The 14448-nt window shown below is 42.1% G+C and carries 10 protein-coding genes; 7 read left to right on the top strand and 3 right to left on the bottom strand.

The genetic code is table 11. The features are described 5' to 3' along the window. Nucleotides 1–382 precede the first annotated feature (382 nt). The 6 genes from WAZ74_RS05495 (at nucleotide 383) to WAZ74_RS05470 (ending at nucleotide 7414) form a co-directional block, all read left to right on the top strand. The gene (locus WAZ74_RS05495) at nucleotides 383–2143 is read left to right on the top strand and encodes an amidohydrolase (RefSeq protein WP_422306620.1); all 1761 of its coding nucleotides are present in this window, start codon (nucleotides 383–385) and stop codon (nucleotides 2141–2143) included. 123 nt (nucleotides 2144–2266) lie between these two features. After that, entirely contained in the window at nucleotides 2267–3199 is a 933-nt protein-coding gene (locus WAZ74_RS05490; protein ID WP_422306618.1) for an alpha/beta hydrolase, read from the top strand. A 133-nt stretch (nucleotides 3200–3332) separates the two neighbouring features. Continuing rightward, a complete protein-coding gene (dapD, locus tag WAZ74_RS05485) occupies nucleotides 3333–4154 on the top strand; it encodes a 2,3,4,5-tetrahydropyridine-2,6-dicarboxylate N-succinyltransferase (RefSeq protein ID WP_422306616.1) in 822 nt (273 codons plus the stop codon). A gap of 252 nt (nucleotides 4155–4406) precedes the next feature. Beyond that, nucleotides 4407–5141, top strand: a complete 735-nt coding sequence (queE, locus tag WAZ74_RS05480; RefSeq protein WP_422306614.1) for a 7-carboxy-7-deazaguanine synthase QueE — start codon at nucleotides 4407–4409, stop codon at nucleotides 5139–5141. Between the two features lie 94 nt (nucleotides 5142–5235). Beyond that, nucleotides 5236–6429, top strand: coding sequence for a multidrug resistance efflux transporter family protein (locus WAZ74_RS05475; protein ID WP_422306612.1), 1194 nt, complete (start codon nucleotides 5236–5238; stop codon nucleotides 6427–6429). A 151-nt stretch (nucleotides 6430–6580) separates the two neighbouring features. Next, entirely contained in the window at nucleotides 6581–7414 is an 834-nt protein-coding gene (locus tag WAZ74_RS05470) for a trimeric intracellular cation channel family protein (RefSeq protein WP_422306610.1), read from the top strand. 88 nt (nucleotides 7415–7502) lie between these two features. Here WAZ74_RS05470 and recJ read toward each other — a convergent pair whose 3' ends face one another. Further along, nucleotides 7503–9317, bottom strand: a complete 1815-nt coding sequence (gene recJ / locus WAZ74_RS05465) for a single-stranded-DNA-specific exonuclease RecJ (protein ID WP_422306608.1) — start codon at nucleotides 9315–9317, stop codon at nucleotides 7503–7505. 361 nt (nucleotides 9318–9678) lie between these two features. On the opposite strand from recJ, the gene WAZ74_RS05460 reads away from it, so the two are divergent. Continuing rightward, nucleotides 9679–10194, top strand: coding sequence for a hypothetical protein (locus WAZ74_RS05460; RefSeq protein ID WP_422306606.1), 516 nt, complete (start codon nucleotides 9679–9681; stop codon nucleotides 10192–10194). A gap of 303 nt (nucleotides 10195–10497) precedes the next feature. On the opposite strand, the gene WAZ74_RS05455 is transcribed toward WAZ74_RS05460, so the two are convergent. Then, entirely contained in the window at nucleotides 10498–11535 is a 1038-nt protein-coding gene (locus WAZ74_RS05455) for a hypothetical protein (protein ID WP_422306604.1), read from the bottom strand. A 396-nt stretch (nucleotides 11536–11931) separates the two neighbouring features. Continuing rightward, entirely contained in the window at nucleotides 11932–14205 is a 2274-nt protein-coding gene (locus WAZ74_RS05450) for a nitric-oxide reductase large subunit (RefSeq protein ID WP_422306602.1), read from the bottom strand. Between the last annotated feature and the right edge of the window lie 243 nt (nucleotides 14206–14448).

The following is a 14448-nucleotide window of genomic DNA, read 5'->3' as shown; positions in this document are numbered from 1 at the left end:
AAAAGATACGTATTGTAGTGCCGCGTAACTGATATGAATTTTTATTGCTTGCTGTGTCTACGCTGACAGAGGCTGCAAAAAATAAATACCAGTCACGCTGTATCACTTTTAAAGCAGCCTGACTATAGCACTCTACCAAACTTTAATAGAAGTTAAAAAATAACTTAAGAAAACTTGAGGTTTATCTATTGTCTGCTGACGATAAAATCATAAATAGCATTGACCCCTCAAAGCTTTGTCGTTAAATTGGTGACAGCACTTATTTATCTAAAAGCAACCTTTACTTAATAAGGGATAGTTTTTTTAAGATAAAGACATTTATAAGATATTACTATCTATAGAATATAAAGATAACAATTAAACCCTTTTTAAGGATAGCGCCATGACTATAAGCATCGTTAAGCCGAGTTTACTGAGTATTGGACTGATGAGTATGATGGGCTGTACTGCCCTGCAGACCCCCACAGAACAGGCAAGTACACAACAAGAAAGTACACAACAAAAAAGTAACTCAGCAACTGTTTATTACAACGGCAATATTATCACGATGGAAGGTGACCAGCCGCAGATGGTCGAAGCGTTGGTCACTCAAGCAGGCAAGATTGCTTACGTTGGTGATCTAAATACTGCCCAATCAAAATATAAGAACGCAGCGCAAGTAAATTTAAACAGCAAGACTTTGTTACCAGGCTTTATTGATCCGCACAGCCACTTTGACATGGTGTCAAACACCATGGGTCAGGTCAACTTAAACCCGCCCCCAGTCGGCAAGGTCGATAGTATTGAGGATATGCTACAAGCCTTAAAAGCCTATAAACAAGACAATAATATTGCTGATGGTGAATGGATATATGGTTGGGGCTATGACGAGAGTCAATTAGCAGAGGAGCGTCACCCAACCAAAGCAGACATCGATAAAGTATTACCTAATAACCCCGTCTATCTGCAACATACCAGTGGTCATATGGGCGTAGCAAACAGTAAAGGCTTGGCGGCGATGAAAGTGACTGCTGCTAGTAAAAACCCAGATGGTGGTAATATTGCACGGATTAAAGGTTCTAACGAGCCGAATGGTCTTGTCCAAGAAACCGCTATGTATCCCTTTGTGCGGCGGATGTTAGAAGTGTTAGAGCCCAATCAAGCTAAGTTCTTTGAGCAGACCCAAGATTATTATGCCAAAAATGGTCTGACGACTGCGCACAATGGCTCAACGGCTCGCAATACCATTCAGTTTTTTCAAAAACAAGCCGATGCTGGCAAGCTTAAAATCGATTTGGTCGCACTTGCTGGTGTCAGTGATTTAGATGAAAACTTAGCGGACAAAGACTTTGTATGGAAGACTTACCAAAACGGCTTTAAAGTACAAGGGACTAAAATCGTTGCCGATGGCTCGCCGCAAGGTAAGACCGCTTACTTTAGTCAGCCTTATTTGACGCCAGTGCCAGACTGCGAAAAGGACTGTCGCGGACTGCCTAGTGTGAGCCAAGATGAGCTTAATGAGATGTTTGTAAAGGCTTATCAGCGTGATAACCAATTGTTTATTCATAACAACGGTGATGGCGCGACAGATATGATTATCAAAGCGCACGAATATGCCGTCAAAAAAACTGGTCAACCTGCTGATAAAGATCGCCGTACCATACCCATCCATGCCCAGTTTGCGCGCCCTGATCAGCTAGAAGCTTTTAAAAGATATAAGATGATACCGTCATTTTTTACCAATCATACTTATTTTTGGGGTGATGTGCATGTGAAGAATCTAGGAGAAAAACGGGCTAATTTTTCAAGCCCGATAGCCACTGCTGATAAAATGGGGTTAAAATATACCAACCATTCTGATGATACTGTGACGCCAGTTGATCCGCTATTTACCGTTTGGTCAGCGGTCAATCGTACCTCGCGCTCAGGCAAAATTATCGGTGTCGATGAGCGCGCTACTCCTTATCAAGCACTCAAAGCCATTACGACTAACGCCGCTTATGAATATTTTGAAGAAGGCAGCAAAGGTACATTAACTGAAGGTAAGCTAGCTGATTTGGTTATATTAGATGCCAATCCGTTGACGATAGAGGCTAATAAGCTCAAAGATATTAACGTGGTAACAACCATCAAAGAAGGTAAGACGATTTATCAGCGCCAATGAAATAAAAAAGCAATAATAGCAATTAATAATCTATAGTCAAATCCACATGGGCTTGACTATGTTCGCCTTTAACCTTCTTATTATCTCTTTTATCAAAATCAATATTAACATTAGGAAACGCTTATGAGTAACACCGAACAAATTACCTCGTCTGACAATACTCATTATTTACATCACACTTTTTTTGAGCCAATTGATAGTGATACCGCTATTACTGCTACCTTGCTGATCGTTCATGGCATGGCAGAGCATAGCGGTCGTTATGCAGAGTTTGCTCAATTTCTCGCCGATAATGGTATCGCCGTTGCGACTTATGATCAACTTGGTCATGGACAAACGATTAAATCCGCCAATGATTTGGGGTTTTTTGGTGAAGAGCATCCCGTACAATCGTTATTAAAAGATGTCATCGTCATGGCAGATAGCTTAAAAGCTCGTCACCCAAATGTTCCACACTTTGTGATAGGTCACTCAATGGGCTCGTTTATTGTACGCAACGTACTCAAGCACCATGCGCGAGACTTTACGGGCGCCGTTCTAATGGGTACAGCGGATGCCAACCCATTGACCAAAGTGCTATTGCCTGTCAATAAACTATTGGCAAAAGCCGCGCCTAAAAAGCAAAATACTCTGCTTGCTAATACGATGAATAAGGTGCTCAACAGTAAGCTCAATAATCGTATTTCCTCTTCACCGTTTGCATGGTTAAATGAAGACCCTACCGCTGTCGAAGCGTACGAAGCCGATCCACTGACCGGCTTTGAATTTACTAATAATGGTTTTATGACTCTATTTGTCCTAATGGAAGCTGGTTCAAATAAAAACTGGGCCACAACGATTGCTAAAGATTTCCCAATGTTACTGGTCAGTGGAGAAAATGATCCGATCGGTGATATGGGTCGTGGCATTCGCAAAATTGCTAGTCGTTTAGACAAACAGCATTTTAGCAAGGTATCTCTCCAGCTCTACCCTCACATGCGCCATGAACCGCTACATGAACAAAATAAAGAGCAGGTTTATCAAGATACTTTAGAGTGGATAAATAACAATACTTAAAGTGATTAATAACAACGCTAATATTTACGTTCTACGTGTTTGCTAAATTAGCGACAATACAGTAAACCATTTTTAGTCCAGACCAGACTCATTATCATTATTTTATTTACCTTCACCAACCTTAGGAAAACCTATGTCGTTACAACAAGTTATCGAACAAGCCTTTGAAAATCGCAACGAATATAGCCCAGCAACGATGCCACAAGATATACGTGATGCCATTGAGCAAGTACTTGAGCAGCTAGATAATGGCAGCTTGCGCGTGGCGGAGAAAAAAGATGGTGAGTGGGTGGTCAATCAATGGGCGAAAAAAGCGGTGTTACTATCGTTTCGCTTAAATGACAACTACGTCATGGCAGCTGGCGAACATGTGCAGTTTTATGACAAAGTACCGACTAAGTTTGCGGATTGGACTCAAGCACAATTTAAAGAGGCAGGTATACGCGTTGTGCCACCAGCGGTTGCACGTAAAGGCTCATACATCGCACCAGGCGCCGTATTAATGCCGTCTTATGTGAATATCGGCGCTTATGTCGATCAAGGCGCCATGGTAGATACGTGGGCGACGGTTGGTTCATGTGCCCAAATCGGTAAAAACGTCCATTTATCAGGTGGCGTTGGTATCGGCGGCGTACTTGAGCCATTACAAGCCAACCCAACTATCATTGAAGACAACTGCTTTATCGGTGCGCGCTCTGAAATCGTTGAAGGCGTTATCGTAGAAGAAGGCGCTGTCATCTCTATGGGCGTTTATATCGGTCAATCTACCCGTATTTATGATCGCGAAACAGGTGAAATCCATCGTGGCCGCGTGCCAGCAGGTTCAGTTGTCGTTCCAGGCTCACTACCTTCTGAAGATGGTACGCACAGCTTATATGCTGCTATCATCGTGAAAAAAGTCGATGCGCAAACCCGTGCTAAAACATCAGTAAATGAGTTATTACGTTTAGCCTAATTCTTTAGGTATTGCGCCCATTTTAGTCATTGCGCTCATTATTTTCATAAAAAAGATGCTGGAGTGACTCAAGCATCTTTTTTAACGCTTAATGGCAGGTTAATAGCAGCTTAATAACAGACATTACGTTATAATCCATTTCTTGTTTTAGCCTTATTAATCCTAGTCCTACACATATCATTAAACCGTCTTTTTATTACGATTGATAAAGGCTTCATTACCTTATCAGCATCTAACTGTATTTGAAATATTATGAGTGAGTTATCTTTACGCACCTCGAACATCCCTGTCACTGATCCTGAAGCTGGGTTACGTTTGACCGAGATTTTTTATTCATTGCAAGGTGAAGCACTGACTTCAGGTTTGCCGACGATATTTGTCCGTCTAACTGGCTGTCCACTACGCTGTGTGTACTGTGATACCGAATATGCCTTTAGCGGTGGCGAGCGTCAATCGCTTGAAACCATCATGGAGACTATCGCAAGCTTTCCGTGTAAGCGCATTTGTCTAACTGGTGGTGAGCCCTTAGCCCAGCCTAATGCCATTGAATTGATGAAGCGTTTGCTAAATGGCGGTTATGAAATTTCTTTAGAAACCGCAGGTGCACTAACGGTGGAAAATGTCCCGTCAGCAGTCAGTAAAGTGATGGATCTTAAAACCCCAAGCTCAGGCGAAGTCGATAAAAACCTATGGTCAAATCTTGATTATCTGACTCAGCACGATCAGCTTAAGTTTGTCATTATGAATCGCACTGACTATGACTGGGCAAAAGCCAAACTTATCGAATATAAGCTAGATAAATTGGTCAATACAGTATGGTTTTCACCGATGTTCAATGTAGCGCAAGAGGACACGGTAAACGATAATAGTCCAGAGGTGCCGGTATTGGCACGCGAGCTTGCCGAATGGATGCTAGCCGACGCCCTGCCCGTACGTTTTCAATTGCAATTACACAAAATTATTTGGGCAGATGCTAAAGGCAAATGAAGTGCGAATAAAGCGCGAATAAAAAACCAATAGCTAAAGATAAGCTATCAATAATAAACAGTCAAAAGTAAAGTATGATTGCAAGGACGCAAGGATGGTCAAACTAATTTTATTGGGCTTATTAGCCGGTGCGTTCTTTAGCTCGACGTTTATCTTAAATGAGCTGATGAGTAGTGCCGGTGGTCATTGGTTTTGGTCAGCGAGTCTGCGCTATTTGTTTATGTGGTTAATCATCACCGTCATTATTACGATGCAGCATGGCTTTGGGCGCATTAAAGAATTGAGCGCCATTTTCCGTCAGCATTGGAGATTTTGGTGTACCACTGGCAGTATCGGTTTTGGTATATTTTATACCGGCATTTGCTATGCTGGCGACCATGTTGCAGGCTGGGTCGTTGCGGCAACCTTTATGTTTACCGTCGTTACCAGTCTATTAGTATTATTAGCATTTGGGCAACACTTCGATAAAAAGTTTATTCTTTATGCACTATTGGTCTTTATTGGCGTGGTACTGGTCAACGTCAGCGAAGGATTACGTGCTTCTGCTCTAGCCGATACTAATAGCATTGCAATGGCTGATATGTTGCTATATGGCGCTCTGCCTGCACTGGTGGCTGCCTTTAGTTATCCGATCGGTAATCAGCTGGTTTGGCAAGTGTCTCACAACTCTCGCAAATATACCGCTGAGCGACAACAAGCAAGAGAAAGCGCTGCTCATCAAAATGGTATCGACACGCATACACAACAACTCATTACCGAAGCGCCAGTGCTCTCTGTTGCCACACAATCTGTAGATACATATTCTAATGATGTGCCAAACAACATCGTAAGTGAAAATAGCACGACCATGACCATGACCATGGCCATGGCTACTGTCCAACCAACCTCCGCCTTACAAAACCTCATCGCTCGCATTCCTGCTATTGAGACGACCTTACTACAAAACGCCTTTAACAAAATATGGCTAATGACCCTTGGTAGTTTGCCCTTTTGGTTACTATTAGGCTTAATAATACGTCCTGAGCAACCGGCGCCTACGCAGCTATTCAATACCTTACTGGTGGCTTTATTAGCAGGCGTTGCAGCGACGAGTATATTTTTATATGCGCGTGAGCAAGCAGTGACCTCAAGTGAAGTGGCTGGGGTAGATTCTACCCAAGCCAGCGAGGTGATATTTGCGTTAATTGGCGGTATATTACTGCTAAATAATGCGATACCCTCAGCATTGGGATTGGTCGGTATCGGGCTGATTATACTAGGGCTGGTACTATTTGCAAAAGATGGTTAAGACAATAGCCTGCCTATTATACATCCTCTTATGTGTCCCGCTATTTCGCTATATTTTTTAATTATAATTATCATCTTCCCTTCATTCGCTTGCCAAGCTGATAGGTAATCAACCTATTAGCGAACCAAGCCAGCTTTTTATGTGATTATCTATGATCAGTCTTATTAGCATCAATGTCTATGCCTGGCTGAATGCCTGCTGTATGACTTTATTTGGTCAACCTTTTGATCTATTGTTCGCCGCGCCCTTGAGCGTGACCGCAACCTCTAGCATTGTTGCCTCGGTTGGACCAGCTGTTAACGCCGTAACACAGAATCCACTTTCTCTCACACCTGAGTTTGTCACGCGATTTGAGCCAACCTCCTTTATGTTTTGGCTTGAGATGTTTGGCATTTTTGCTTGTAGCGTCTCAGGGACGATTTTAGCGAAGCATAAAAACTTTGATGTGTTCGGCTGTATTTTGGTAGCTATGATTGCAGCCATTAGCGGTCCTACCGCGCGTGACATTATTCTTGATCGCTATCCGCTATTTTGGATGGTCAATATGAACTATCTGCTGATTATTACCATCACCTCAGTTGGCTTTCAGGTTTTTTGCAACCCAAAGGCGCGCCATGTAGATGGTTTATTAAAGCTCTTTGATGGCTTGGCACTAGCAATTTTCACCTTAATTGGTATCCAAGTGGCACAAGAAATGGGCGCGAATATTCCTATATGTATCTTGCTTGGAGTATTGAATATTTTGTTCGGTGGCGTCATTCGTGACATGCTATGTAACGAGATTCCATTAGTACTACAACGCGAGATTTATGTGACCGCAGCGATTATCGGCGGGATATTATATTTTGTCATGGAAGGCATGGCTATTACGCCTTGGATAAAGGAAGCGTCAACAATGATGACTATTTTTGCGATTCGTATGATGGCAGTACGCTATGACTGGCACTTCCCAGATATTAGTCTGATGAAGAAACGTTCTCTTTGATAACCTCAAAGAGTTTAAAGCATAAATAAAAAGGCATTAACCAGTAAGATTAATGCCTTTTTTAAATCAATCATGCTACTAACTATTTTTAACTAACTACTGCCAAATCCTTGACCATAAGCTGCAAGCTTTGTTTGCCATTCCACTCATTGATATCCAGCTCAAATAAGATATGCACTTTTTCGGCGCGGTAATCCCAAGCACTGCTATCAAAGTTAAATTGAATGGCCTCAATCGGATATTGCACATCGGGATAACGTAAAGACAATTTAAGATGCTTATCTTTTAGTATTTTAAAGTTTAAGACTTCAAATACGCCATCAAATATCGGCGGCGCAAATCCATGCCCCCAAATACTGGCATCAGCCAAATGCTCAGCGAACCATAAGCTAAAGTCGCTCGCTTGCAAAGCACCGTCGGTGAATTTCTGCTCAGCGAAAACCTCATCATCCATCTGTGCCAGCACCTCATTAAAAGCTGCGACAAAGCCATTAAAATTACCACGTTTCAATGTCAACCCTGCTGCCATTGCATGACCACCAAAATGGCTGATTAAGTCAGGATAACGTTCGGCAACTTGCTCAATCGCATCACGAATATGCACGCCAGCGATAGAGCGCGCTGAACCTTTGATAGCATCATCATCACCCGTGCGCTCAGTATTCGCTGGCGCAAAGACAATGCTAGGCAGATAATGGCTTTCTTTTAAACGTCCTGCGACGATACCGATAACCCCTTGATGCCAGTCATCTTGGTATAACACAATGCTACGGTTGGGATTATTAGCAGCCTGTTTCTCAGTTTTATGCTGAACAATAATATTATCGCTCTCGTCAATATCAATATCAATATCAGTATCAGCATCAGCTAATGCTTGGACGATGCTATCCGCTTGCGAGCGCATCTCGCCTTCTACCTGACGACGAGTACGGTTTAGCTGCTCAAGCTCTTGTGCCAATCGTTGCGCTGTCTGCCAGTCATCCGCTAGTAAACACTCGATACCGATGCGCATATTATCCATACGACCAGCGGCATTGATACGTGGACCTAAGACAAAGCCAAAGTCTTGCGCCTGTAGCTTTTTGGGATCACGACCTGCTTGCTCTAGTAACGCCAATATCCCCAAAGATCCACGTCCTTGACGAATGGCGTTCAGCCCATGATGGACTAAAATGCGATTGTTTTTATCAAGCACGCCAACATCAGCAATCGTCCCAAGTGCCACTAAATCCAAATACTGGCTCACTTGTACGGTCGATTTTCCCGCTTCACGGCGCAGTTTTGCCAATCGCCCAAGCACATAAAACGCCACCCCAACGCCCACCAAGGCTTTACTAGCAAAGTTGCAATCAAGCTGGTTGGGATTGACCACCGCTTCAGCAGGTGGAGTCTCTTTAGTCGTCAGATGATGGTCAGTGATAATAACGGTAATGCCGTCGGCCTGCGCACGCGCCACGCCTTCATGGCTTGAGATACCATTATCGACCGTGACGATCATTTGCGGCTGATAAGTTTCAATACCCAATTCGACAATCTCTGGCGTCAAACCATAACCGTATTTAAAGCGGTCAGGCACCAGAAAATCAACTTTCGCACCCATGGCGGTCAGCGCGCGCATCATGAGTGCAGTACTAGTCGCGCCATCGCAGTCAAAGTCGCCAACGATAAGGATGCGCTGACCCTCATCAATGGCGATATCGAGTAAGCGTATAGCCTCAGTAACGCCATGCAAGCCTTCAGCAGCTAACAAACCTGATAACTGAGTTTCAAGTTCGTCAGGCTCAGTGATACCGCGCCCAGCATATAGCCGAGCAAGGGTTAATGATTGGGCGGCAAGTGGTTGCAATGCGGCGGGCAACTCGTCGATGCGAGTGCTGGTATAACGGGGGGTTAAATTTAACATGTCGGTATTCTACTGGCTTTGGCAGGTGGTCACAATGGTAATTTAATGATAGTTTTTAGCCTGTCGGTGCAGGGTTAAAGATTGCTTATACACGCATCATCACGTAACTTATAGCGTCATTTAAGCATATAGCGTCATTTACAAAAACGGTGCAGATTACCCCTATTTTTCTGCATTTTGCTACAAAGCAATGATTGTATGGCGCTTATAAATCCATAAAATAGTAAACATTTTATAAGCACATCAGATGCTTGCCATCTAATTTAATATTTGATGCTTTATTGTTCACTGTTTTTCTTTTAATTATTTTTTCTTTTAAATATTTTTTTTAATTACCTTTACCTTAAGGATAGGACACTTTATGAAAACCACTCCCGCTGCTGAAAAACTACCCAATACGATTGATCCAAATTTAGACCTTGAGCAAGTCAAAAAAGAATGTCTCGCTATGGTCAAAAGACGCGCTAGAGTCTCTGCTGGTGTTGCCATCGTTCCTGTACCGTTTTTTGATGTGGCAGTCGATGCTAGTATGCTGACGATGCTGCTACCTGAAATTAGTGAGCGCTTTGGTTTGCTCGAAGACCGTAAGGCTGCTGTAGATTTAGAGTCACGTGCTATTCATTGGAGTGCTTTAAAAGACCGTACGATTGATTTTGCCGGTTTAATGGCAACCCGTGGTATCGTCAAAAAGACCGTTCAAGGCTTTGGTGGTCGTATCGCTGCCAAGCAAGTCACCAAGTTTATCCCGCTTGGTGGTCAACTGGTCGCAGGTACAATGGGCTATATGATTTTTAAGAAGATTGCGACTGACCATATCAATGAATGCTATAACTTAGCAAAAGATATTCAGCAAAAGCAACACGGTAAAAATGTCTAACAGATATTTAAGCATAGCTTGAAAGCTTAATAACTGACGAACAATAAACCCAGCTAAGAAATTCTTAACTGGGTTTTTCTTTGTTATTCAATAATCAAAAATGTCATCAAATAAAGGCTTTTATAAGACTTTCATATAGTTAATATCAAATAAAATAGATACGTGATTTTATAATGCGAGACTGGGATGATTTTTTCTAGCTTGCTGTGCCTACGCCGACAGAGGCTGCAAAAAATTCATCCCAGTCCCGCTGTATCGTTTTTACATTGAACTGACTATATCGAGTTTTTTTAAGAGACTAACCTATTCAGTTTGTTCAATTATAATACGAATATTCGGTATTTTATCCTCTCTATTAACGCGAACGATGGCTTGCCAGCCGCTATATAAGGGTATTATCTCAGCAAATTTTAGCGACGAGCGTTTTTCTAACGTTTGTAATGTTTTCAGCTGCTTAGTATGATGCGCTAGAGGTATGAGCGTCTTTAAAACTTCTGAAAATACGGGTAATGACTTGCCTTGTTGTGGATTAATATTGTATGAAACACTACTTAAGTCGCACCCCGATAACGTCGCTTCAATACTTAGCCTATTTGCCTGAATGGATTCAGTGATCACTTGGGTATATTCATGCATATCGATATCTTTATGACTCGTCCCGCCAAGACTAAGGTCTAACAAGCTTTTATCTTTGATACGAGATAGGCGGCAATTATCCCTATAATAACTACTAACAGGACTGCCCTTTTCCCAATTCACCGTAAACTCAAGTGAAGGCTCTAGCAGCTTACCATCCTCATATGCTTCAGGATGCGAGCGATAGTTAGGCACTGCGCTATAATAAATTTGTTTGCCCTTCACATCGTACTCAACGATATGCTCACTAAAGGGAGCATATAGCAATATCTCATACTCACTAATGATGCTTTTGTTCTTATTTAATAGCAGATAATAAATCGTACTATTGAAATAAACACTCCCTCCCAATGGACCCATAGATTCGACTTCTAAAGCTATATCTTCAACGCCATCACGATTAAAATCCTCTTTTATCAATGGTAATAAGCGCAGACTATAACCCATGCTTTGTTCTTCACTATCTGCGTCTTCATACTTGTCCGAACAGTCATACTCAAGATCAGGACTTACTTTGGGATTAGGCTCTGGTGAAGAGCAGCGTTTTTCTACCAATTCAACAATGAGCCACTTCGGTAGCACAACCTTATTAGTCTTGTTGCTAGTATCATTGTTATCTTTAGTACTAGCCTCAGCCAGGGATAACAGCATTATCGATAGCAAAAGTAAAACGCCTAAATAATGTAACCCTAAATAACGGAACATGGTCATCTCCTTTAGCCTGTGAGCGATAAAATAAGAATAGCATGGCTGTATAAAATAAATAATAAATATAGATTATTCTAGCGACATTGAATGAGGTGATCGACGTTGTTTTCTAAACAGATATAAATGCTCAAAAGACTAAATAATCTAGTGTATCCACTTTTAAAAGAATACAGTGCTGCTGGGATGAATTATTCGCAGCCTCTGTCTGCGTAGATATAGCAAGCAAAATTAATACCAGTAGCACCTTATAATGTGTGTATTTCTTTTATTTAGGACTGACTATAGAATACTTTTAATAGAAAAAATATTAATTAACCAATAAAAAAGCCCCGCATTTAGCAGAGCTTTTTGTTTTTACTGTGTTCTATTTAGATTCTATTGATTCACATTTTATTAATCATTCACAGGATTATCAGGTTGGTAGTTTGAATGTGATGGCTTTGCAAAAGCAAATTTTACTACCTGTAAAGCCACACATACTGCACCAACGATAAAGATGACATCAGCAAAGGTACGAATCCAGCGTAGTGTTTGCAAGAAGTCCTGTTGTAAGAAGCCTTCACTACGAGCATACCATAGACCTTCAGTCATTGAAGCGTACGCTTGGTAAATACCAATAGGTAATAAACTGGTCGCAAGCATCAATACTAAGCCTATATTTAGCGCCCAAAAGCCGGTTTTAATGAGTTTTTCACTAAAGATATAATCTGGACGAATATAACGCATGACCAGTAAGATAAAACCAATCGCTAAGAAGCCATACACCCCGAATAATGCAGCATGAGAGTGAGCGGCCGTCGTATTTAACCCTTGCAAATAGAATAATGACACAGGCGGGTTAATCATAAAGCCAAGCACACCAGCACCTAACATATTCCAGAATGCAACGGCAACGAAGCACATGATAGGCCATTTAAGTTTGTTCATCCATGGCGCTTGGCGTTGCAGCGACCAATGCTCATAACCTTCATAGCCTAATACCACTAATGGCACCACTTCTAGCGCGCTAAATGAGGCACCGATTGCCATCACTGGAGTGGTGGTACCAGAGTAATACAGATGATGGAAAGTACCGGGTACACCGCCGAGCATAAATAGTGCGGCAGAAGCAATGGCTGAACCAGTCGCGATTTTTTTATTCACCAATCCTAGATTATAGAAAATGAAAGCAAGCGATACGGTAGCAAATACTTCAAAGAAGCCCTCTACCCATAAATGTACCACCCACCAGCGCCAGTATTCCATGATGGTTAAATGCGTACGCTCACCATAGAACAAGCCTGCACCGTAGAATAAACCGACGCAAACCACAGAGGCAAAGAATATCGCTAATAAGTTTTTATCACCTTCTTGTTTAAATGCCGGTAAACAACCACGGGTCATCAATACCAACCAAAATAGAATACCGATCCATTTTAAAATCTGCCAGAATCGACCAAGGTCAATATATTCATAGCCTTGATGACCAAACCAGAAGTTGTATTTTGCTGGCATGATACCGGCAATGGCAAAGTATTGGCTAATAAATGAACCAACAACCACGATAATGAGCGCAAACCACAGTATATCAACGCCCAATTTTTGATATTTAGGATCTTTACCGCCATTGATAAATGGCGTCAAGAACAATCCTGCTGTTAAGAATGCGGTGGCAATCCAAAATAACGCTGCCTGAATATGCCACGTACGTACGAGTGCATAAGGGAAGAAATCAGCAACGGGAATACCATAAAACTCTTGTCCTTCGACGGTATAATGCGCAACAAAGCCGCCAATAAATACCTGAAAGACGAACAATGCGACGACTAAAACGCCATATTTTGCTAACGCTTTTTGCGAAGGCGTTAACGCAATTTTGGTTAGTGGATCAACATCTGGTGTTACTTGCTTCACGTCTTCTTCTTTACGTAAGAAAGACCAACCCCAAATCAGAAAACCGACGCCAGCGATTAAAAACACCACACTGGCGATAGACCACATGATATTTTCTGATGTCGGAACGTTATCAATAAGCGGCTCATGCGGCCAGTTATTAGTATACGTTGCATCAGTACCAGGACGGTTAGTAGACGCCATCCAAGTGGTCCAAAAGAAGAAATTAGTTAGCTTTTGTCTGTCCTCAAGATTTGGCAAAGTGTTGTTCTTCATGGCAAAGTTCTCACGAGACTTTTGCAATGAAGGCTCATTACCATACAAGCCGATATAATACGGTGCAATCGCGTTCATCGCGGCGATCCGAGTATCAGATAACACCACTTGGTCTTTATCATTGACAGCACTACCACGATATTCTTTCTTCAGCTGTGCATTTAGTACCGCTTTTTGATCGTCGGTAGCAGCAGCAAAATCACGTCCATATAGCTCTTCTGCTCTGATATCTAACCATGCGACAAGCTCTCTGTGTAACCAATCCGCTGTCCAGTCGGGGGCTTGATAAGCGCCATGACCCAGCACAGAACCAAGCTGCTGACCACCAGTACGCTGCCACGCGGACTGACCGTCTAAGATATCTTCTTCTGTGATTAAAACTTTCCCATCAGTATCGATATACTGATCAGGTATAGGGGGTGCGGTACGATAAATTTCCACGCCGCCCCAACCTAAAAAGGTAAAGGTTACGAGGAGGACGGCAATTAAGCCCAACCAATACTTCTTGTACTCGCCCATATCTTGCTCCTATTAGCTAGATATATTGAACACCATAAAGATGTACTTATAATAAATATGTATAAGCGTAATGACGCTTCCAAAAACTAACAACAATGATTAAGTCTGACATAAGTTCATTAATGATCGCTTAAAAAATCCTCTGCATACTAACACTGGGATTGAGGATATGCCAGATAAGCAGTTTTTATCGGTCCATTGGTTAAATTCATTTGACGATAATTTACATTTAGCATCAAACTG

Source organism: Psychrobacter sp. (assembly GCF_049295055.1).
In the GTDB taxonomy this organism is placed as follows: Bacteria; Pseudomonadota; Gammaproteobacteria; order Pseudomonadales; family Moraxellaceae; genus Psychrobacter.
Note: the sequence above shows the minus strand (reverse complement) of the source record. Positions and strands in the feature narration are given on the sequence as shown.

What these genes read in the sequence shown, in the direction of transcription:
- WAZ74_RS05495 (WP_422306620.1), top strand. Translation starts at nt 383, where the DNA reads ATGACTATAAGCATCGTTAAGCCGAGTTTACTGAGTATTGGACTGATG.
- WAZ74_RS05490 (WP_422306618.1), top strand. Translation starts at nt 2,267, where the DNA reads ATGAGTAACACCGAACAAATTACCTCGTCTGACAATACTCATTATTTA.
- dapD (WP_422306616.1), top strand. Translation starts at nt 3,333, where the DNA reads ATGTCGTTACAACAAGTTATCGAACAAGCCTTTGAAAATCGCAACGAA.
- queE (WP_422306614.1), top strand. Translation starts at nt 4,407, where the DNA reads ATGAGTGAGTTATCTTTACGCACCTCGAACATCCCTGTCACTGATCCT.
- WAZ74_RS05475 (WP_422306612.1), top strand. Translation starts at nt 5,236, where the DNA reads ATGGTCAAACTAATTTTATTGGGCTTATTAGCCGGTGCGTTCTTTAGC.
- WAZ74_RS05470 (WP_422306610.1), top strand. Translation starts at nt 6,581, where the DNA reads ATGATCAGTCTTATTAGCATCAATGTCTATGCCTGGCTGAATGCCTGC.
- recJ (WP_422306608.1), bottom strand. Translation starts at nt 9,317, where the DNA reads ATGTTAAATTTAACCCCCCGTTATACCAGCACTCGCATCGACGAGTTG.
- WAZ74_RS05460 (WP_422306606.1), top strand. Translation starts at nt 9,679, where the DNA reads ATGAAAACCACTCCCGCTGCTGAAAAACTACCCAATACGATTGATCCA.
- WAZ74_RS05455 (WP_422306604.1), bottom strand. Translation starts at nt 11,535, where the DNA reads ATGTTCCGTTATTTAGGGTTACATTATTTAGGCGTTTTACTTTTGCTA.
- WAZ74_RS05450 (WP_422306602.1), bottom strand. Translation starts at nt 14,205, where the DNA reads ATGGGCGAGTACAAGAAGTATTGGTTGGGCTTAATTGCCGTCCTCCTC.